Source organism: Enterococcus pernyi, assembly GCF_045371165.1.
In the GTDB taxonomy this organism is placed as follows: domain Bacteria; phylum Bacillota; class Bacilli; order Lactobacillales; family Enterococcaceae; genus Enterococcus_B; species Enterococcus_B pernyi.
Genome location: NZ_JBIQDM010000005.1, coordinates 19,023 through 41,264 on the forward strand (window position 1 = coordinate 19,023; position 22,242 = coordinate 41,264).

17 protein-coding genes are annotated in these 22,242 nt (G+C 38.8%); 6 read left to right on the top strand and 11 right to left on the bottom strand.

What is annotated here, in order from left to right:
- Nucleotide 1 precedes the first annotated feature (1 nt).
- From ACH0AK_RS07420 to ACH0AK_RS07430, 3 genes are all read right to left on the bottom strand, one after another.
- Complete coding sequence (locus tag ACH0AK_RS07420; RefSeq protein ID WP_499796838.1) at nt 2-682, bottom strand: metal-dependent hydrolase; 681 nt, start codon at nt 680-682, stop codon at nt 2-4.
- Between the two features lie 429 nt (nt 683-1,111).
- Nucleotides 1,112-1,462: a PTS sugar transporter subunit IIB gene (locus ACH0AK_RS07425; protein WP_226076649.1), complete on the bottom strand. Its 351-nt coding sequence runs from the start codon at nt 1,460-1,462 to the stop codon at nt 1,112-1,114.
- A 112-nt stretch (nt 1,463-1,574) separates the two neighbouring features.
- A complete protein-coding gene (locus ACH0AK_RS07430) occupies nt 1,575-3,254 on the bottom strand; it encodes a ribonuclease J (protein WP_226076651.1) in 1,680 nt (559 codons plus the stop codon).
- A gap of 473 nt (nt 3,255-3,727) precedes the next feature.
- Here ACH0AK_RS07430 and ACH0AK_RS07435 point away from each other — a divergent pair, with 473 nt between their 5' ends.
- Nucleotides 3,728-5,236: an ABC transporter permease gene (locus tag ACH0AK_RS07435; protein ID WP_226076653.1), complete on the top strand. Its 1,509-nt coding sequence runs from the start codon at nt 3,728-3,730 to the stop codon at nt 5,234-5,236.
- Nucleotides 5,237-5,248: 12 nt separating this feature from the next.
- On the top strand, nt 5,249-5,914 hold the full coding sequence (locus tag ACH0AK_RS07440) for an ABC transporter ATP-binding protein (protein ID WP_226076656.1): 666 nt from the start codon (nt 5,249-5,251) through the stop codon (nt 5,912-5,914).
- 60 nt (nt 5,915-5,974) lie between these two features.
- On the opposite strand, the gene ACH0AK_RS07445 is transcribed toward ACH0AK_RS07440, so the two are convergent.
- From ACH0AK_RS07445 to ACH0AK_RS07480, 8 genes are all read right to left on the bottom strand, one after another.
- Nucleotides 5,975-6,196 (bottom strand): CsbD family protein, encoded by a 222-nt coding sequence (locus ACH0AK_RS07445; RefSeq protein ID WP_010736118.1) that lies wholly within the window; start codon nt 6,194-6,196, stop codon nt 5,975-5,977.
- Between the two features lie 90 nt (nt 6,197-6,286).
- Nucleotides 6,287-7,477: a beta-aspartyl-peptidase gene (iadA, locus tag ACH0AK_RS07450; RefSeq protein WP_226076671.1), complete on the bottom strand. Its 1,191-nt coding sequence runs from the start codon at nt 7,475-7,477 to the stop codon at nt 6,287-6,289.
- Between the two features lie 203 nt (nt 7,478-7,680).
- Entirely contained in the window at nt 7,681-9,420 is a 1,740-nt protein-coding gene (yfcC, locus tag ACH0AK_RS07455) for a putative basic amino acid antiporter YfcC (RefSeq protein ID WP_019722929.1), read from the bottom strand.
- 521 nt (nt 9,421-9,941) lie between these two features.
- Entirely contained in the window at nt 9,942-10,547 is a 606-nt protein-coding gene (locus ACH0AK_RS07460) for an SIS domain-containing protein (RefSeq protein WP_010736121.1), read from the bottom strand.
- Between the two features lie 510 nt (nt 10,548-11,057).
- Complete coding sequence (locus ACH0AK_RS07465; RefSeq protein ID WP_010736122.1) at nt 11,058-11,432, bottom strand: hypothetical protein; 375 nt, start codon at nt 11,430-11,432, stop codon at nt 11,058-11,060.
- 63 nt (nt 11,433-11,495) lie between these two features.
- On the bottom strand, nt 11,496-12,377 hold the full coding sequence (gene galU / locus ACH0AK_RS07470; protein ID WP_499796839.1) for a UTP--glucose-1-phosphate uridylyltransferase GalU: 882 nt from the start codon (nt 12,375-12,377) through the stop codon (nt 11,496-11,498).
- A 30-nt stretch (nt 12,378-12,407) separates the two neighbouring features.
- Nucleotides 12,408-13,421: an NAD(P)H-dependent glycerol-3-phosphate dehydrogenase gene (locus ACH0AK_RS07475; protein WP_010736124.1), complete on the bottom strand. Its 1,014-nt coding sequence runs from the start codon at nt 13,419-13,421 to the stop codon at nt 12,408-12,410.
- Nucleotides 13,422-14,187: 766 nt separating this feature from the next.
- A complete protein-coding gene (locus ACH0AK_RS07480) occupies nt 14,188-15,924 on the bottom strand; it encodes a fibronectin type III domain-containing protein (RefSeq protein WP_153830493.1) in 1,737 nt (578 codons plus the stop codon).
- A gap of 213 nt (nt 15,925-16,137) precedes the next feature.
- On the opposite strand from ACH0AK_RS07480, the gene ACH0AK_RS07485 reads away from it, so the two are divergent.
- The 4 genes from ACH0AK_RS07485 (at nt 16,138) to ACH0AK_RS07500 (ending at nt 22,232) form a co-directional block, all read left to right on the top strand.
- Complete coding sequence (locus tag ACH0AK_RS07485; protein ID WP_062805586.1) at nt 16,138-17,079, top strand: helix-turn-helix domain-containing protein; 942 nt, start codon at nt 16,138-16,140, stop codon at nt 17,077-17,079.
- 612 nt (nt 17,080-17,691) lie between these two features.
- Nucleotides 17,692-18,333, top strand: a complete 642-nt coding sequence (locus ACH0AK_RS07490) for a lytic polysaccharide monooxygenase auxiliary activity family 9 protein (RefSeq protein ID WP_023519228.1) — start codon at nt 17,692-17,694, stop codon at nt 18,331-18,333.
- Between the two features lie 406 nt (nt 18,334-18,739).
- Nucleotides 18,740-20,455 carry an ABC transporter ATP-binding protein gene (locus tag ACH0AK_RS07495; RefSeq protein ID WP_023519227.1) on the top strand — a complete coding sequence of 572 codons (1,716 nt, stop codon included), beginning with the start codon at nt 18,740-18,742 and terminating at the stop codon, nt 20,453-20,455.
- Nucleotide 20,456: 1 nt separating this feature from the next.
- Nucleotides 20,457-22,232: an ABC transporter ATP-binding protein gene (locus tag ACH0AK_RS07500; protein ID WP_023519226.1), complete on the top strand. Its 1,776-nt coding sequence runs from the start codon at nt 20,457-20,459 to the stop codon at nt 22,230-22,232.
- Nucleotides 22,233-22,242: the final 10 nt, after the last annotated feature.

Consider the following 22,242-nt stretch of genomic DNA (forward strand, 5'->3'; position numbering starts at 1 on the left):
CCTACACTTCCAGCGTTTCCGAAACGCTCATTATTTTTCCTTCGGTATCTGCTAATAAATCGATGAATACTTGCGGATCTTGTTCAATGACAGGAAAGGTATTGTAATGGATCGGCACGACTTTCTTCGCTTTGATTCGCTTCGCCGCACGAGCCGCATCCTCAGGTCCCATTGTATAATTGTCGCCAATCGGTAAAAAGGCTACATCGATCATAAACTGTTCACCTAAGAGCGCTAAGTCGCTAAAATCTGCGGTATCACCCGCATGATAAATCGTCTTCCCATCTGCTTGGATCAGAATACCACTAGGCTCTCCCATATAACGCGAAACACCATCGATTTCAATACTTGAACTATGCTGTGCATGGACAAATTTGACTGTGCCAAAAGGAAACTCCCTTTTGCCACCGATATTCATCCCAAAAGAGTTTGCTCCTTGCTGTTGTACATAATCAGCGATTTCGACAATACTGATGATGGTCGCCTCATTGTTCTTCGCAATCGGCAACATGTCTCCAATATGATCAGCATGTCCATGGGTGATCAATATCCAGTCCGTCTGGACTTCATCCACTTTTAAATCAGTCATAGGATTCCCAGTAATAAATGGATCTATCAGCACTTGCTGGCCATTTTGCATTTCAAGAGAAATACAAGAATGTCCATGATAAGTAATCTTCATCTTCTCACTCCTCAACATTTTGGTCACTGACTCTTTCGTTTTCGTTTCGAACATTTACACAATTAGTAGTACAGTATATCCTATTCAATTGTAACAGATAATACAGGTTGTACCAAGTATCAAGTGAGCGTGTACTTACGACTGAATCCCCAGATAAAAGAATGTTTCGTCTATAATTGACAGTTTCTGTTTAGTGTTTGATTTCTGTGAATAAATCTAGAATGACTACGAATCTGTAATAATACTCAAAATAAAAAATACCCATAGTAGAAACTAAGACGCCAGTTTCTACTATAGGTATTTTTATTACAGTTTAGATGCCTTATAAGGCTTACAAGATTGAATAAATCCGCAACACTTTTTTAGATAGAGGAGTGATAAAAAAAAACGAAGTTTGCTAACTATTTTGATAATTTCTTCTTTTCCAGTTTAGTGATGGAGAAATTTTTTTAAGATATTCTCGGCATTTAGCAGACCATAATCTTTCATTTCTATCACTTCAATAACCTTTGTAGGATAATCTTTTACGATACTTTCTCGCATAGAAGAAAGCTCTGGAGATAATAGAATAACATCGGTAGCCTTTGCATACTGATCTAACTTAGAAATGCTATGCATGTCAACATGCACAAGTAAATGTTGTTTTTTTGCTAGGTTGTTCATCTTTGTTATTAACAAATTGGTATAAAGGGTACTATCTGTACTCATTGAAGTTACGCCAAAAACGATGATCTGTTTCTCTTTCATTTGATTATTTTCCAAAACAAGTTCCTTTTCCATTACAGACACTTCCACCTTTCCATAATATATCCAATGCTCTTACTGCTATAAAATAAAAGCTATACCAAACATATTCATTATCTGAACATCTTTTGATACAGCTTTTCATTTTTTATCTTTTGCCGCGACGTTGTGTCGCTTCCATGATGACTGGTAAAATCACTGGGCGGCGTTTGGTTTGTTCAAACAAATAGCGACCTAATTGATCACGTATTTCTTGTTTCAGCTTGCTCCACTCGAAATCATCGCTTTCTAAATGTTTGCCTACAATGGTTTCGATCATGTTGCTACTTTCATTGATCAAATCACGACTTGCTTTGACATAAACAAATCCTCGTGAAGTGATTTGCGGTTTTGAGACAATTTTCTTTTCGCGACGACTAATTGTCACTACTGCAACAAAAATACCGTCTTCAGATAAGATTTTACGATCGCGTAAGACGATGTTTCCAATATCGCCAACACCTAGTCCGTCGATCATGACATTTTCAGCACTTGTCGTACCTGCCACACTCATCCGCTTGTTTTTATATTCTAAAATATCCCCACGTCCTGTGATATAGATATTTTTATAGGGGATACCTACTGCATGGGCTAAGTCTGCATGGGCAGCTAGTTCACGGTATTCTCCTTGAACTGGGATGAAATATTTAGGTTTCATGAAGTTCAACATCAATTGTAAGTCATTTGGATTTGCATGACCGGAAACCCGCAGGTTGTCAGAGATTTGTTTGACTATTCCACCTGCTCGGTAAATGATGTCTTCTGTCTTAGCAACCATTGTTTCCATCGCAATACTTGGTGTCGTTGTGATATAAACAAGATCGCCTTCTTTGATCTTGATATGGCGATGCACGCCATTCGCCATTTTTTGTAAAGACTTGATTGGTTCACCCATCCGGCCTGTTTCCAAAATGATCAGTTCTTCAGGCTCATAGTTTTTCATATCTTTTAATGTGACCAATAGGTCTTCACTTGGTAATTGAAGTTTTTCTAAGCGCATAGCTGTTCGGATGATCCGTTCAAAGTCTTGCCCAGTCAACACAACCTTACGTCCTGCTTTAGCAGCGGCGTCTAAGATTTGTTGGACGCGTTGAAGATTACTTGCAACACAAGCAACGATGATCCGTCCTTCCCAATATTTGATCGTATCAAATACTTCATCAGCAATTTGGAACTCAGAAGCAACAGGGGTCGCGTTTTCTGCATTTGCTGACTCACTTAGTAAAGCTAACACGCCTTCTTTCCCAATCTCTGCTAAACGAGCGTAATCCGTTTGGTACATTGGGATCGCCATTTGGTCAAATTTGAAATCACCCGTATAAACGATATTTCCTTCTTGGGTTTTTAAATTGATCCCAACTGAATCTGGAATCGTATGGGTGGTGCGGAAGAAGCTAACGATCGTTTCACCGAAATCGATCTCTGTATGCTCATCTACCACATGAAAATCTTTGAATCCTTTTGCAGCATCATTGCGATTGACATTCAATTTTGCCAATTCGATCGTCAATTCAGTTCCGAACACAGGTACAGAAATCTTTGACAATAAATAAGGCAACGCCCCAATCGCATCTGCGTGACCATGTGTCAGAAAGACACCTGCTACACGATCGACATTATCTTCTAAATACGTAAAATCAGGAATCACAACGTCAATCCCTAATAATTCGTTTTCAGGATATTTCAGACCACAGTCTAAAACAAAAATAGCTTCCCCTACTTCTGCAATGTACAAATTTTTTCCGTTTTCGCGTACACCGCCTAAAGGGATAATCTTAATGGTACTCACAAATTTCACCTCTTCTTATGACATCTTCATTTTGACGATGTCGATTCTCTATTTTATTTAAAACGATCCAATTTCTGAGTGCCTCGTTTTCGGATGATTTCATTAGATAATCAAATCTATCTTAATCTTACAGGCGTTTAGGATCTTTTTTTGACACAAAAAAATCGGGATTGCTTCAGCTGCTCGATCAACTGCTCCACATCATTATACAACAAATCAAACAAATCGCTAGCATGTACGATTGTTTCTGTCTTCATGTTTTTCCCAGACCATTTTTTCTTCTTTTGTTTTAGAAGATACTTCGTCTATTTTAACATAAATTACTCAATAACTATAGAATGTTTTTCATTTCCTGCTCCATTTGATCTGTTTTTAGCTTTCAACTGTTTGTATTCGTGGCCACTTTTTAAGGTAGGCTTAAGCTACTCCCTTTATTCTATTTTTTGTACTCATTTCGAAAGGAGATCGAACCAATGAATTTTTTCAAACGAGCATTAAAAAGTACAAAAGTAAAATGGGGGCGTTCTTTACTATTATTAGCAGTTTTTACAGCAATCCTTGTCTTCGTTCTTGCTGGACTAACCATACGTAGTGCGGCACAAGAAGCAGCAGAGCAAGCTCAAAAAGATGTCGGTGCGACGGTCACTTTAAGTGCAAATCGTGAAGCGGCTTTTCAAAAACAAACAGAGGCAACTGATACTGAATCCGGTGGACGACCAGATCCTGGAAGTTTCTCCCTCACACCTATTTCAGTCAGCGATGCAGAAAAGATCGCAGCACTAGATAATGTAGCAAGTTTTTCCTTCGAAAGCTCTGCATCAGCTTTAGCCAATAGCGGGATCACTGCCATTTCAAGCTCTGATACCTCAGAAACATCCGAAGAAACTGATACTGCAACTGATGCTGCACCAAACGGTGAAAACATGGGTGGAGCTATGGGAAGTGGCAAACCCCAAATGATCCAAGCAGATTTTCAAATCAGCGGGGTATCCAATACAGCCCAAACCAGTGGCTTTACAGATGGCACAGCTAAAATCATCGAAGGAGAAGGAATCACTGATAGCGACAAAGATACGAACAATGTTGTGATCGACTCTACTTTAGCTAGTGCGAATGACTTATCCGTAGGAGATACTTTCATAATTACTAGCACGGAAGACGAAGAAACAACTTATGAAATGACGATCAAAGGAATCTATGAGTCAAGTGAAACAAGTAGTAGCATGGGAATGAATTTCAATTTCATGAATCCAGCGAACACTTTGTATACTTATTATACGTTTGCCAATACATTGAATGGCTCGACAGAAGATGACACAATCGATTCTGCGGTTTATACGCTGACCGATCCTAATAAAATGACAGACTTTATCAATGAAGCAGAAAACCTGATCGATACTTCAACGTTCAGTCTTCAATCAAACGATACCATGTTCCAAGCAATGCTTGAACCACTTAACAACGTGGCCAGTTTTTCACAAAATGTCGTTTTACTCGTTGCGGTTGCTGGAATCATTATTTTGACTTTGATCATCATGATCACGATTCGTGAGCGTCGCCATGAACTAGGGGTATTGCTTTCATTAGGTGAATCCAGAAGCAAAATCGTCCTTCAATTGTTTGCAGAAGTGGCCATATGTATGATCGTCGCGTTAGGTGTGGCTTCATTCAGTGGAAATGTCGTTGCAAATGCTGTCGGTCAACAGTTGCTTGATCAACAAACTGAAACGTCAACCGACTCACCTGCCGAGCAACAAGGAGAGCAGATGCCTGGTGGTGGCAATCGTGGACCTGGCGGACAACTAGGTGGAACTAGTAATCCATTTACCGTTTCGGAGCAAGTAAGCGACCTTGAAATCACTGTTCAACCAGCTCAACTTGGCCTACTAGCAGCTGTTGCATTTGGGATCAGCTTACTCTCAGTTTTTCTAGCCTCCATCGGCATACTACGATTAAATCCACGAAAAATTTTATTAAACTAAAGGAGGAATTGGATGTTACGTACAGAAAACTTGGGCTTCTGGTATCAGAATCCAACAGAAGCACTTTATAAAGATATGAATCTATCCTTTGAAAAAGGAAAAATGTACGCCATATTAGGGGCTAGTGGTTCAGGAAAGACGACCTTTCTTTCGTTGATTTCAGGACTTGATACACCAAAAGAAGGGACTGTTTATTATGAAGAGCGAGCTTTAGCTAAAATAGGCCTACGGAATTATCGCAAAAATGATGTATCCATTATTTTTCAAGCGTACAACTTATTGCCTTACCTTTCCGCTCTTGATAACGTCATTACCGCCATGGAAATTTCAAATACTCCTCAAAAAGAGTATCGCCAAGTAGCACTTGATCGCTTGGCACGCGTTGGGATAAATGAAACACTTGCAAAACAACAAGTCACTAAATTATCTGGGGGACAACAACAACGCGTAGCGATCGTCCGAGCGATTTGTTGCGAACATCAGTTGATCATTGCGGATGAACCAACAGGAAACCTTGATGAAACGACTTCACAAGAAATCGTTCAACTCTTCCAAGAAATCGCCCATGAGCAAGATCGCTGTATCATCATTGTGACACACGAACTAGAAGTGGCTAAAAAATGTGATGAAGTTTTTGAATTAAAAAATAAAACATTCGCGTCCATTGCCATTGGATAACCGCTAAAAAAGCGTCCACCTTATTGGTAGGACGCTTTTTTTTAAGAATTTACAAGTAGACTATTTATGATCTTTTTTTGAAAATTTTTCTTTTACATCTTCAAAGCCTTCTTTGATTTCATCGCCGATATTACGAGCTTTACTCTTGATATCCGCACCTACAGATTGGGCTTTACCTTCTGTTTCTTTACTTCTATCGCCTGTTGCTTTTCCATAGGCTTCTTTGCCTTCACCTGCAACTTTGTCTTTCAAATCTTTAGAGCGTCCTTCTAAATCTGCCATGATATTTCCTCCTCTAAAATTTGTCTTTGTAACTACTTTTAGAGTAACACCAATTATAAAAACAAACAAACAGAATGCTTATTGTGTTATTTAGTTGTTAAGAATTTGCTCAAATGTTCCCCAAACTTTCACTTGTTTTTCTTGGACCATGATGGTGCCATTAGCGATCACCGTATCGATTTCTAAGGTTTCTTTATCAAGTAGACAAAGATCTGCATCTTTACCAACAGCGATTCTTCCCTTTTGGTCCAGTTTAAGGACTCTTGCAGGATTGGACGTCACAGCTCGTAAGGCAATCTCTAAAGGAATGTCTTCTTTTTGAACGGCTTCTTTGATGCCCACCAGTAAGGATTTCGCACTACCGACGCCCATACCGATAAAATGGTTCTCTTGGTCAAAATATGGGAGACTACCTTGTCCATCGGAGGTCAAGGTGAAGTTATCAAGAGAGACTTGTGCTTCCAATAACTGCTTCAATGCTTTACTGAAACGAACTTCACCATCGGTCTTTTCCCAAAAATCAGGATCTTCACTTGCAGTGAAATCGATCGTTCCACCTTTTTTCGCAAATTCGATACATGCAGCTAATAATTCAGTTGTCCGATTCGCATGCGTCGGATAAAACTGAGTAATAGGGATTTCTGTTTCTTCAACCACACGATTCAATAGTTCCAATTTTCGACTTCCGCCACCTAAATGGACATTCACGATCCCTGCTTTACCTGATAACATGCCCCCAACACGAGCATCCGCCACTGACCGAGCAAACTCATCGAATGTTGGCTGAGAAGAGCGATGATCAGAGACAGCGATTTCTCCGATCCCAATGATCTTATCAATGGTAAGAAAATCTTTGATCAATGAATCAGTCACCGTTTTGACCGGCAACCGATAAGAACCAACATAAACATACGTAGTCAATCCTTCTGCCTCTAACCCTCTTGCTTTACTGATCAAAGCAGTCATATCTCGACCCTCGCCATCTGTCCCGATACAACCTACGACTGTTGTCACTCCTGCTGTCGTTAATTGACTAAGTGTGACTTCTGGCGTGCGATTATGATAGCCTCCTTCGCCGCCGCCACCTAAAATATGGAAATGGGCATCAATAAAACCTGGGGTCAAGAGTTTTCCTTCTCCTGAAATTTCTTCCACGATCAATTCTTCGTAACCGCCGGATAGTTGATCTTCCAAGGCAACAATCTTATTTCCTGCCACTAATACGTCCTTCTTACCAAGATATTCTGGTGCATAGACATCGATTTGTCGAATGAGTTTCATATCTGATCTTCTCCTTTATAAAATAGTCTTTACCTTTTAGAACACTCAAAAGGTTGTTTAATAAGCAATCCATCGCTCTTTCGGAAATAAGCGAGAAAATCCAAAAATATGAAGATACTTTCGGGTTTTCTCGCTTATTGTCTCAGAGTTACGTATCGGTTAGCATAACTTCTTTGATTGCTATAAATCAGTTCTTATTTGTTTTATTGAAGTCCGATCGCGATTGCAATCATAATGAAGATCGTTCCTAAAACAAAGAAGAATCCTTGCATTTTGATTTGGAATCGTGCCCATTTTGCCCATTCGATCCGTGCCACACCTAAGACACCAATCAAGCTAGCAGAAACCGGCGTGAACGCATCCATGAATCCTGAACCTAATTGATAAGCTAATACAGCCACTTGACGAGAGACACCTACTAAATCAGCCAACGGTGCCATGATTGGCATCGTCAATGCCGCTTGTCCAGAATTTGAAGTGACGACTAAGTTGAACAAACTTTGGAATACGTACATCGCCCATGCCCCGATAACTGCCGGCACACCAGTCAGTGCTGTTCCAATACCATGTAAGATCGTATTAAGCGCAGAAGGTACAGAAGCATCTGATCCACCTAATACAAGTAAGATTCCTTTTGCCATCCCAACAACGATCGCTGTTCCAGCTAGATCTGCTGCTCCAGATTGGAAAGAAGAGGCGATATCATTGACCGTCATACCGTCCAATTTGAATAAAACAGCAATGATCCCTGCAACGAGTCCCATAACAAAAAATTGAGAGGCGATTTCTGGGATATAATAGCCTTTTTGTGTGACTCCCCAAACGATCCAAACTAAAACGATCAACATTTCGCCTAAAATCAATTTATGGCCTAGTGTAAATGGTTTTTGTTCATCGGATGTTTTCTTCAAGTGGTTACGGAAGTATTCATCAGATTTATACGTTAATGAACTTTCCGGATTCTTCCGAACTTTTTCGCCATAGATCATTAAGTAACCAGCCGATAACGCAGTCACGACGACCCACATGATCAATCGGAAGGTGGCGCCTGATAAGACTGGAATACCTGCAATCCCTTGAGCAACGGCGACACTGAACGGACTCATCCATGACGTGGCATTCCCGACTTGTGACGCCACATAGGTGACTGTGACGGCGACGATTGAATCATAGCCTAAGGCAATCACAAAAGGTACCATGACCATTGAGAATGGAATGACTTCTTCAGCCATACCGAACGTTGCGCCTCCAAATGAAAAAGCAAAGAATAAGAGCGGTAAAGCTAAACGTTCTAGACCACGTGTCTTATTGATAAAAGCATAAATACCTGCATCGATGGCACCCGTTCGCATAATGATCCCGAATGCACCACCCACGACTAAAATAAGTGCAGCAATCCCGACTGCTGAACCATATTTATCACCTGATACTAGACCTTCAAAAACGAAGTTTAAAAAGCCGAAACCACCGAAATCATCGGTCCCCCATAGTTTTGCTGTTTTATGCAATTTCTTTGAGGTGTCATAGATGTCTTCACCATATTCATCGTATAAAACATCATCTGTCAGTGAGATTTCATCTAGTTTCTCCTGGGTCAAGTTTTTCTCACCAGCTGCCAAGACTTCTTCTAATCCTTCTTCAGGAACAGCTAGCTTTTCTCTTTCCTTTGGATCATTTTGTAATTCTTCCAGTTGATCAAATACAAAAGCCTTATCTAATTCATAAGCATAACGAAACGAATCTTGGCGTAATACTGTTCTGGTACTGGTTTCTCCATTTGCATCTTTGTATTCTATATCTTGCGTACTGAATCTCCCAGCTGGTACGATAAATGTTAATAACCAGGCAAGTACAACTACACCAAAAATAATGACATACGTATGCGGTGTCGTCATTTTGGTAAAGTCTCGTTTTTTCTTTACTGAAGAATTTTTTCTCTTCAAAACTCGTTCTTCCTTTCTTGCTACGTTTTTGTCAATAATGAATAAGCAAATAGATTATACAGTAAAATGTTCTATACCACATGAATAAACAATTAAAATAATCTATTGATTTTAGTTATCATCAAGACACATTTTAATAAAAACGCTGGTTTCAAAGCCATAGTACCTATAAAAATGGATTAAAATTCTTTTTTTATTTTTACAATGTCGCTATTTCCGACTATTTATTTTCATTTCTAATTACGTATAAACAAAGATTTTTTAGCGATTAACAAATATTTATACATTTTCTTCCTCGCTCCTTTCCTATTTGAATCGATGTTTTTGATTGAATTTCTGCCTCTCTCTTCCTCTCTTTTTATTTTCATTAGGTATCTTCATTGCAATATTCATAACAAATGTACTATAATTGGAGTGTAAAGAGTTTTGGGGAAGACTCTTTCATCAACGTGTATAAAGAGACAAGAAAGAATCTTCATGATTCTTTCTTGTCTCTTTTTCGGACTCTTAACCTTCTCGCTTTAGTGACTCTCCAACAAATAATACACTGAAAAATAAACGATCTGCTGTAATAGGATTAAGGTTGCTAAGGAAGCTGCACCACATATAGCTGGCTCAAATTTAGGAACCGTAAGGACGGCATCATCTATCGTTGCATAGTTATCTAATACTAGATCTGCATATTCATATAAGCGCAAACCACTACTATGTCTTGACTTGATACTTCGGGATAAGTCAAATCCGGTGATCACGATCAATAGATACCCTTGTTCTTTGACCCATTCCGCCAGTTCAATGATTGCAGGATTTCTACCTTCATTTGATAAGAAAAGAAAAATATCTTCGGGTTGCGCATTGATTTGTTCAATGATTGCTTGGCCAGTTCCTTCCAGCGACTCATAAATCCCCGCTGCGGGATGTTCAATCAACTGAGTTGGCAAGATTTTTGGACATTGTTGCCAAAATTCATAGGCAGTGCCTTGTAAGGTACGGCTAGCAAAAATATGTAAACATCCTCCTCGATGAATCTGTGTAGCGATCCAACGACCCGCTTGTTCCATCAAGGGTTCCTCGATCCTTAATTTTTGTTCAAGTTTTTGACAATAATCAAAATAGGGTAAGCTCATTCTTTTCTCCTCTTCTTCTGCTATTTCAGAATAGAGATAACTATCAAAAAGAAAAATACAAAAAGATGAGACGAAGCAATTGCTCAGTCTCATCTTTACCTTAACCACTTATTCATTACAATCAAGCAAAAGATCTGATGTACCAGCATCTTGATGTTCTTCGGCTTCAGTGTAAAAGATAGGAACGATGTATCGCTAAAAGCAAGTCTTTAAAACGGATTAAACAAACTTCTCGCTTGAATATACATCTGTTTTGACATAGTAAATAAAATGCCCCGCTTCCTCCGCTTTTTAGATTCATAAGGTAGAAAATCTTCCTTAAATCAGGTACAATAAATGCGGTCGGTGCGCTGCATCGACTATGGCAAAATGATCGGTCAGGGTGTATACGTGTGACTGGTCATTCCTTGATAGTTAGTTGCCGCTAACTATCAAGGAGCCTTTTTTTTTAGTTATTTCTATCTGCATCTATTGTAAGGAAAGTGCGAAACAAGTGCAAGTATCAAAATATCAGCGGTCAGATCTTGTCCGTCTTTCTGAGACATCCTTTGAGCGGTTCGGAGAAGCCGCATGTTTGCCTTTTTTGACGACATGAAATCTTTTGAGTAGATACGGGATATAGGCAAAAAGGTACAGCAAAAGAAAAGCTGCCGCAAAAAGAAATGCCTGTTGATCTCCCCACAAAAGAACGATGATCAAACTACCGATCGCCACTGTTGCTAAGTACCAAATAAAAATCAAAAAGGTTTCTTTTATTCTGACCATATAAAACATCGTAAACAAACTAATAAATAATACTGGCAGTAAAAACAGCCAATTATTTCCCTCCATCAACCATTTCAATCCATCAAGAAACGTTTGTGCAATGTTGATTAGAATCCCCATGTAAGCAATACACCTCATTTACTATTCTTTTCTCAAGATTTTATTTCTCTAATTGTTAAGTTTTTAGTCCAGAGAATGACTTAGATCAATGAGGTATTGTTTCAGCTGCTCGCTGATTTCAGGATGACCTAAACCGTATTCGATACTTGTTTTTAGATAACCAAATTTATCACCGACATCATATCTAGAGCCTTTGAATACTCTCGCATATACGGGTTGCTTTTTATTTAATTCATCAATTGCATCCGTCAATTGAACCTCATTTCCAGCTCCAGGTTTTTGTGTTTCTAATAATTCAAAAATTTCTGGTGTCAATAAGTAGCGTCCAATAATCGCTAAATCACTCGGAGCTTGTTCAGGTGTTGGTTTTTCGACGAATCGTTTCACTTCATACAAGCCTTCAGATTCTTTTGTTTCTGGATCGATGATCCCATATTTTGACGTGTCTTCATGAGGAACTTTCATGACTGCTACAGTCGAACCTTTTGTTTTCTCGTAATCTAAGATCAATTGTTTTGTCAGTGGAGTCTCATCTTCCATCAAATCGTCCCCAAGCATAACGATGAATGGTTCATCTCCAACAAAAGTTTTCGCTTGTAATACCGCATGACCTAGTCCTAAAGGATGGGACTGACGGATAAAGTGGAGATTGACATTCGTTGTTTCTTCGACTAATTTTAGCAAGTCGATTTTATTTTTTTCTTGTAGATTCAATTCTAATTCGATATTCGAATCAAAATGGTCTTCAATCGGTCGTTTTTCTTTTCCGGTAACGATCAAAATATCTTCGATCCCCGAAGCTAAAGCTTCCTCTACGATAAATTGGATCGTTGGTTTATCAACGATCGGCAACATTTCTTTTGCCATTGCCTTTGTAGCAGGTAAAAAACGTGTACCTAGACCTGCTGCAGGAATGACTGCTTTTCTTACGATTTTATTCTCCATATGCGTATTTATATACTCCATTCTGTTGATTTACTGAAATTCGTTTTCCATCTTGCCATCACGCAACATGATTTCTTTCGCTGCTTGTTTGATATCCTTCCCTTGATAAAGGACCTGATAGATTGTTTGAGTGATGGGCATTTCTACACCTAGTTGATCAGCAAGTTCAACCGCCGCTTTTGTTGTCGATACACCCTCCACGATCATTCCCATATTCTCTAGGATTTGGTCTAATTTCTGTCCTTCACCTAACATATGACCCGCGCGCCAATTTCGTGAATGGACACTGGTACAAGTGACGATCAGATCACCAACACCGCTCAATCCAATAAAGGTCAAAGGGTTCGCGCCCATTGCTACACCGAGACGACTGATTTCAGCTAATCCTCTTGTCATGATCGCCGCTTTCGCATTGTCACCAAAACCAAGACCGTGGATCGCGCCGGCACCGATTGCAATGATATTCTTCAATGCTGCACCTGTTTCCACACCGATCACATCATTATTTGTATAGATTCGGAAATAATCATTCATAAATAATTCTTGCACATAAGTAGCTGCTTTTTGATCAACACTTGCAGCAGTAATCGTTGTGATATCGTGGACTGCCACTTCCTCTGCATGACTAGGTCCCGACAAAACAACGATGGATTGACGTTTTTCTTCTGGGATTTCTTCAGCAATCACTTCTGAGATCCGCTTATGCGTGTCTTGTTCTAATCCTTTACTTGCATGGATGATCACTGGTTTTGTCGTTAAATGTTGTAGCAATTCTTGTGCTACAGCACGGATTGCTTTCGTCGGTACGACAAATAATACTGCATCTACCTCTTTGACAGCTTCAGCCAATTCTGTGTAACCGATGATTGATTCTGGTAAATGTAACTCAGGTAAATAGTGTTTATTCGTATGATACGTATTGATTTCTGTGATTTGTTCTGGAACATTCCCCCAGATACGGACGTCATGTCCATTTTCTGCTAAGGTTTGAGCTAAAGCAGTTCCCCAAGAGCCAGGGCCTAATACTGCAATTTTTTGTTTCATGGAAATTCCTCCAAAATTCATAGTTAGTTTCTATTATAGTATAGATTAACAAAATACTGGACTTATTTTCATTGTTTTTAGCTTTTGTTTAAGAAGAGGTCGAGATATAAGTGTTTCGAAGTGGCTACTTTTTAGATGGTGTGAGAGGTCAAATGCCCCAGAAACATTTTATTCAGCCATTTTATTTCTTGATCTACCTTAAATAGAAATTATAATGTTGCAATACCATACAAGATGTTTTTTGGTCTATTCCAATGATATAGTCTATTTATCAACAGTCGAACTAAAGGAGGTGCATCTTATGTGGTCAGTTACTCCACCAATGTAAGTGCAAGTTTCAAGAATAGACAAAATCCTCAAGAATAAAAAACGAAAATCGTCGTTTAACAAGCGATTTTCGTTTTTTTATTTATTTTTCTAAAAATCAGCTGTCTCTATCCATCTCTTCTATTTGTCGTAATTCTTTCTCGATGATTTTTTTATACATAGCAATATCATAACCAAACAATTATGTTTCTTAAAAAATAAAAAAAGCCCTCTAAAAAGAGGACTTGGAATTTTTATAATAGTTGTTATAATATATGTTTTTTTCATGTTCTGTTATACAAACATAAATAAATAATTGAATTTTTATCATGCGTTTGCCCAATTGCTAAGATTCTCGTTATACATGCACGAAAATCTTAACAATACTGAGCAAATCACTTATTCGTTGATTGATTCAGCATCAACGATTGCTTCATTAATAAAAACGGGTATGGATCGATTAGCCAATCAATTCCCAAGGTCCCCATTGTTCAGTTCCAGGCTCATTGCCTCGTGTCCACCATTTTGCACGATATGTGTTTCCTTTGTGTGTCACGATATCACCTAAATCATAAATTGTATCTGCATCCCATGCTTCTGCTGATGGTGCATCCGCCGTTGTCACAACTAATGCTTTGCTTTCTTCTGAAATGTTGCCCGCTTCGTCAAATGCTTTTACTGTATAAGAATACTCCGTATTAGCTGTTAATCCTGCGTCACTAAATGTATTTGTTTCTGTTTCTCCTACTTGCTCACCATCACGGTAAACATAGTAACCTACTACACCCACGTTATCTGTTGATTGTGTCCATGATAAAGAAACACTCTTGTCACTAATTGATGAAGCCGTAATGTTCAATGGTACTGATGGAGCTTCTAAGTCTGCTGGTGGCTCTTCTAATGTAGAGATCACTAATGCTTTACTTTCTTCTGAAACGTTACCAGCTGCATCAAATGCTTTCACTGTATAAGTGTATTCTGTGCTGGCAGTCAATTTTGTGTCTGTATAAGCATTGTTTGTTGCTCTACCAATTTGTTCGCCATCACGATAAATGTAATAACCTGCTACGCCACGATCATCTGTTGATTTTGTCCATGATAAAGCAACAGTTGAATGTGTTGCTGTGCCTGCTAGATTTGTTGGTTGTGATGGTTTTTCTGTATCAGGTGTTTTTTCTTGGAATAGATCCTGATAAGACTTCGCAAATGATTCATTGTACTCGACACCAGCTGAGTTTCTTCCTTCATCCCAGTTGATACTCCAAGTCATCAAACCTTTTAATGGTGTTTGATCTTTTTCCATTTGTTCGAATACATCGTAAACTTTTGATGGTTCTTTTACAAAACCATTTGCTGCTGCATCTACGTTTGCTGGAATACCTAAAGCTAAGCGATTCGCTGGGATTTGGATAAACCCACCGCTTCCTTCGTTGAAAGCTTTTGAAATTCCATATAAGAATTCAAATTTTTTGCTATCATTATTTTGAGCGATCCATTCAGTTCCAACACTTATACCGTCACCTGCTTGGTTGTATAACTGTGGTGCAATAAAATCATATTCTTGTTCTAAAGCAGTAATGTATGGTACATATTTACCTTGTGTTCTTAAATATGGAAACTCTGGCGCCATGGAGATAATGAAATGTTTTTGTTCTTTCTCAAAATGCGCACGGACAATCTTCAAAGCATCTGGAATTACTGTTTTATTGTCGCCTGCATCTACTGCGGTTTGTTCTAAATCGATATCTAAGCCATCAAATCCATAAACTTCAACCAAACGGATGATTTCATCGGCAAAGGCTTGTTCTTCCCCTTTATGTAATTCAATATGTGAATCTGCACCACCAAGTGAAATAATGACCACACGATTTTCAGCATTCAAAGTGGCTACTTTTTGTCTAAATTCAGTATCTGACATATTGTAAGGTTTGAATGTTGGGATACCTTCTCCTTTCATGAATGACACAGCAATCACATTATAAAAAGGATTTACTTTTGCCAAATCAGTATCTGCCGGACGGCCACCTTGGTAACCAGCACCTTGTTCAGGCACCCAATTATGATAATAACCTACTGAAACTTGGCGATTTGAGATATCTGGCATCGTATCTGCTGCATCTGCTGCAAACACATCTGTTCCGCCTCCAAACAAACAACCTAAAAGACCAACTGAGAATAATAAACTTTTCTTATTCATTTTTTTCCCTCCTAAATTTGTATTACAGAAGAGATTAAAACATATTTTATCCTTCAAAATTTTTTTTGTTTGGTATTGCAACAAAATAACTTTCCAAACAAAAAAATCGCACTTTTTTAACAAAAGGGCGCACATATGAAAACATAACATCCACATAACTATATTATGCTATTATAACCATGTACAAAAAAACAGCTTCTGGAGGAAATGAACATGACAGAACATGCTGCTCTAATTCGAAAATTAAGAAAAGATCGTGGATTGACACAAGAACAACTAACTTCAGGTATCTCACAAAGAGGAACCTTAGCAGCTTTTGAATCACGTGGAACAAAAATCGGCTTTGAACTAATAGTAAACTACCTTGATCGGATGAATATCACACTTGAAGAATATCAATTTTTATTGAATAGTAATTCGTTGTCTAATAAACAAAAATTAACGAATTATTTAATCACTTCAAAAACCATTACATCTGCTCAAGAACAAGAATTGCTCAACGAATTTGAAAAAACAGGAAACATTTATTATCGTTTGATCTACGCCCAAAGAAAATTGATTTCAAATTATCTGTATAGTAGCTCTTTTACCGCATCAATGAAAGAAGAAATCAGTGTTATAAAGAAGTATCTTGAAAAGATTGATACATGGGGGCACTTTGAATTGACTATTTTTTCGAATTGTTTATTTATTTTTGATGATGAATACATTGCCTATTCGTTCCAAAATAGTGTCACAAAGATGAAAGCCTACATAGATAATACCTATTATTCGGAGCTTCTTTCTAACTTTATTTTGAACGGCATACGTCTTTCTTTTAACCGTGAATCAACCACATTACGCAAATTATTTCTAGCACAATTAAAAAAAATCGCGACGACACACAAACAAACACTCGATCTTGCACATTACAAAGTGTTTACTGCTTTAGATAAACTAGCTGATGGACAAAAAACAGCTTTAAAAGAAGTGGAAACGGGTATTGCGTTTTTTGAATGGTTAGATCTTTCTACGAGTAAAGACTACATGATCAATCTAAAAGAAAAATTTTGCGCTGAAGTATGTGATTTTCCGAACAATGATCATCACACAAAAGTCGTTGTCAAAAGTACGTGCGATCGCCTCTCTCCACAACGCCAAGTGAATACTGCCTAAAATAACCGCGTATCTCCTCACTCCCAATGAGAAGATACACGGTTTTTAAGTCTCTCTGTTTATTCTCGATTGATTCGATAGGTTCCACTGGAATGGCGTGCTTGATACGAGAGTTTCTAAACAGTTCATTGCACATTTCGTAGTCAGACGATTATCGATCAAAGAACTATCAGAAATGCAACGCATTGAAGAAATGCGTCTTCGTGTATTCCTTTCAGGGGCACCGATTACTAAAGTCAACAAATCCTGGCCAGTCATATGGACCACCTACAAGGGCGCACCAGCCTACTGCCTGTGTAGGTGCATAACGTTGCTTCCTTCATTTTCTGATTCGTTCTCTACATTTCCTCTCAATAAATTCTTTTGTTACTTGTTTTATCCCCATGTCTCCCCTTTCTATACTGTGCAAACGCGACTCCTTCAGTGGCAGTTCCTTCTCCAGCGAACATTTGCGTTTCACCTAAAAAATGACTAAATAGTATAATTTCTAATAACACTCGCGATGAACGAAATTTTTTTGTTGCAATAACATACATAATTTTCAGATTAAAAATATATCAGTTATGATAACAATCGTACATTACATAAAGTAAAAATATCGGAGGAATTATTATGAAAAAGAGTACATTAATTGGTTTAGGATTCATTTTGGCAGGTATCGGAGCAAGCACGCTTACTTCTGTTGATGTTGCTGCTCATGGTTATGTTTCTGAACCAGCAAGTCGTGGCTACCAAGGAAGCCTTGACAAAAATACAAACTGGAATGCTGCATTCAAAAAATACGGAGCTGTTATCAATGAGCCACAATCCCTTGAAGCACCAAAAGGATTCCCAGCTGCAGGACCTGAAGATGGTCAAATCGCTTCTGCAAATGGTACGGTAGGTGATTTCTTATTGGATCAACAAACAGCCTCATTGTGGACAAAACAACAACTGACAGCTGGTGCAAATGATTTTACTTGGACATTCACTGCCAACCATGCAACAACGAAATGGCATTACTACATGACGAAAGCCGGTTGGGATCAAAATGATGCGTTGACAAGAGACGACTTGGAATTCATTGGTGAAGTAGGCAATGATGGACAACTAGCTTCTACTAATCCGACACATTCGATCAACATTCCCAATGACCGATTAGGTTATCATGTGATCTTAGCTGTTTGGGATGTCGCTGATACTAAAAATGGGTTCTATAATGTCATTGATGTCGATGTTAAAGGTGAAACAGTTTTAGCTGACTTACAAAAATAAAAAATTATTAATGACCGAAAGAGACCGAGGCAGGAATCTTTAGCCACGGAAATAAGTCACCATCTACGAGAGTTGTTCGTCAATTTTTTGTAGATGGTGCTTTTTTGTAATTATTTTTTTCTATGGTTTATTCAATTATAGGCGTTGCAAGAGCGACAACGCGTTAAGCGTTATGGTGTGATTTCTTAAGTTTTACTAAAATGTGCGGATTATGAAAAGGCTTGTTCTCTTTTCATTCTAAATTTCATAAGCTACAATATGAGAGTACCTAGTTATATCATCGTTAGATTTCTCGCTGCAAGATATTTTTGTTGCTTTAAGGATATCTATTTATCATAAATCGGTTGTTTTTTGCCGATAGACGTTCGAACAATATTGGGTAACTTGTTTTTAGGAGGAAATTTTTATGATTCAGTTATTGCGCTATGCGAAAGACTATCGAAAACAAATCATCCTAGGTCCTGTATTTAAATTTTTAGAAGCAGTCTTTGAATTGATTTTACCTTTACTGATGGCTTCGCTGATCGATAATGGGCTAAAAATGAACAATCGTGAAGTGATCATCAATATGGGTATCTGGATGATCGCGATGTCGGTGATCGGATTGATCTGTGCCATTATTTGTCAATATTATTCATCCATTGCCTCTCAAGGGTTTGGAACAGAACTTAGAAATCAACTCATCAAAAAAATCAACTCTTTCTCCCATAGTGAATTAAATCATTTTGGGACGGATACATTGATCACGCGGATGACCAATGATATCAATCAGCTACAACTTGCACTCGCAATGGTTATCCGTTTATTGATCCGAGCACCTTTTTTAAGTATTGGATCAGTAGTGATGGCGTTTGTGATCGACTGGCAAGTCGGGCTATTCTTCTTAGCTTTATTACCAATTTTTTCAATCATTTTATACTTTATTATCCGTAAGACGATCCCCCTCTATCAAAAAGTCCAAGAAAAGTTGGATGGTCTAAACGAGACTGTTAGCCAAAACTTAAGCGGGGTTCGTGTGATCCGAGCATTTTCACGTACCAATAAAGAAATCGAAACATTTGATGAAAACACAGATGTCTTAGCAAAAAATTATTTACGTGTTTCCAATATCTCCGCTTTGCTCTCTCCGGCAACGACATTGATCATGAATGTCGGAATCATTTGTCTATTGACTGTCGGCGGGGTCAAGGTAAATATCGGTTCCTTACAACAAGGACAAGTTTTAGCATTGATCAATTACATGAACCAAATGTTATTAGCCTTGATCGTCGTTTCCAATCTTGTCGTGATTTTTACTCGTGCAGAAGCTTCTGCTCAGCGGGTCAAAGAAGTCTTAGATACCGAAAATACCATTACAGATGCTGAGACTCCTAGTGAACCAGTCATGGATTCTGAAACAATTCTACAATTTAAAAACGTAGATTTTCGTTATACGCCAGAATCTGGTCTGTCATTACAAGGAATCAATTTCACTTTGAAACGCCAAACTGTCTTAGGGATCATTGGTCCGACCGGAAGTGGGAAGACGACATTGACACAATTGATCCCACGTTTTTATGATGTTAGTGAAGGCTCTGTGCTATTTGATGAACAAGACGTTCGTGACTGGCCCTTAGATACATTACGAAGTCAGATTTCGCAAGTACCACAAACGGCTGTCTTATTCACCGGTACCATTCGGGAAAATCTTCAGTGGGGAAAACCTGACGCGACAGACGCAGAGTGTTGGGAAGCTTTGGCAATTGCCCAAGCGGAGGATTTTGTTCGCCAATTACCCAAAGGTTTAGACACAAGAGTCATGGAGAATGGGAAAAACTTTTCCGGAGGACAAAAACAACGGTTGACGATTGCTCGTGCATTGATCGCCAAACCCGCCTTATTGATCTTAGATGACTCCTTGAGTGCCCTTGATTATCAAACGGATCTAAACTTACGCCAAGCACTACAAACTTCCCTCAACACAACGGTCATCATTATTTCTCAACGCATCCGTTCGATTCAACAAGCAGAGCATATCCTCGTCATGGATCAAGGAAAAATCGTGGCCCAGGGTACGCACGATACATTGCTTAGTCAATCTTCTGAGTATCGTGAAATCGTGGCATCACAGGAGGAGGAATAAAATGAAAACAAAAAAACTATCTTGGCAAACGCTCAAACGTTTTGTTCCTTATCTGACGGCCCATCCACGTGAAATTTGGTTAGCTGTCTTGTTGGGAATCGTCAATGGTGTTGCTACCGTCGTAATGACCTTACAAATCGGTCTAAGTATCGATCAAATGGTTGGTGTGGGACAAGTCAACTTTACTCGATTAGTCCAACTTCTGGTGATGTTTGGCGGGATCGTTTTACTTAATGTCATCAGTCAATGGCTGATCCAAGTATTAAGTAACCGATTGGCTTACCTCTCCGTTGCGAATCTACGAAAAGATGCCTTTGCTCGTTTGAATCTTTTACCTTTAAGATACTATGATCAAAATTCACATGGGAATATCGTCAGCCGTTTCACAAATGACATGGACAATATCTCCATCGCGATATCAGCGGCGTTCAATCAATTATTTTCTGGGGTAGCGATCATTATCCTCTCACTGATCTTCATGCTCAACTTGAGTCCGTTATTGACACTTGTCGTCATTTGTTCGACACCAATCATTTTCTTAGTCAGCTGGTTAGTCGCACGGGCTTCTCAAAATGATTTTGATAACCAACAAAAAATCATTGGGAACATTTCAGGATTCGTTACGGAACGTATCGGTAATCAAAAAATCATCAAAGCGTTCCAACAAGAAGAAGTCAATCAACAGCAATTCAGCGCATTGAATGCTGACTTATATGAGAAAGGGCAGCGCGCGCAATTCTCTTCTTCATTAACGAACCCATCTTCTCGTTTTGTCGATCACTTAGCCTATCTCTCCATTGGTTTGATTGGTGGTTTACTTGCCTTACGAAGTGATTCAACGATTACTGTCGGGATCATTTCAAGCTTTACGATCTATTCAAGTCAGTTTTCAAAACCTTTTATTGAATTATCAGGGATCACGACACAGATCCAAACAGCATTTTCTGGTTTAGAACGAGCATTTGAATTGATCGACCAACCGGAAGAAACGCCAGATGAACCTTTTGCGTATCAACTTGATCCTCAAACGATCAAAGGCGAGGTCGCTTTTAAACATGTTTCTTTCTCTTATGAGCCACAACAACGGTTGATCGAGAATTTCAGCTTTGTTGCCAAACCAGGTCAAACAGTGGCAATCGTTGGTAAAACAGGAGCTGGTAAATCCACATTAGTGAATTTATTGATGCGGTTTTACGATGTCAATTCTGGGACGATCACGATCGACGATTATGATATTACCCAAATCGCCCGTGATTCCTTACGTAAAAGCTTTGGGATGGTTTTACAAGATACTTGGTTATTCGACAGTACGCTACGAGAAAACTTACGTTACGGGAAGCCAGATGCCAGTGATGAAGAAATCAATGAGGCCCTAAAATCAGCCTATATGTATGAATTTGTCCAACGCTTGCCACAAAAACTAGATACACGCATTGGTGGACAGGGATTAAAAATCTCCGATGGGCAGCGTCAATTACTGACGATCGCTCGTACGATGATCAGTAATCCACCCATGTTGATACTTGATGAAGCAACAAGTTCAGTGGATACATTGACAGAGAAGAAAATCCAAAATGCCTTCCTAAAAATGATGGAAGGAAAAACTAGTTTTGTGATTGCCCATCGCTTGTCCACGATCAAAAATGCCGATCAGATCCTCGTGATGGACCAAGGGGCAATCGTTGAGATAGGAACACATGATGAATTATTGAAAATCGAAGATGGTAGCTATCGTCAACTTTATCAAGCGCAATTTACTGGATCGGTTGAAAAATAGTGAACATCGA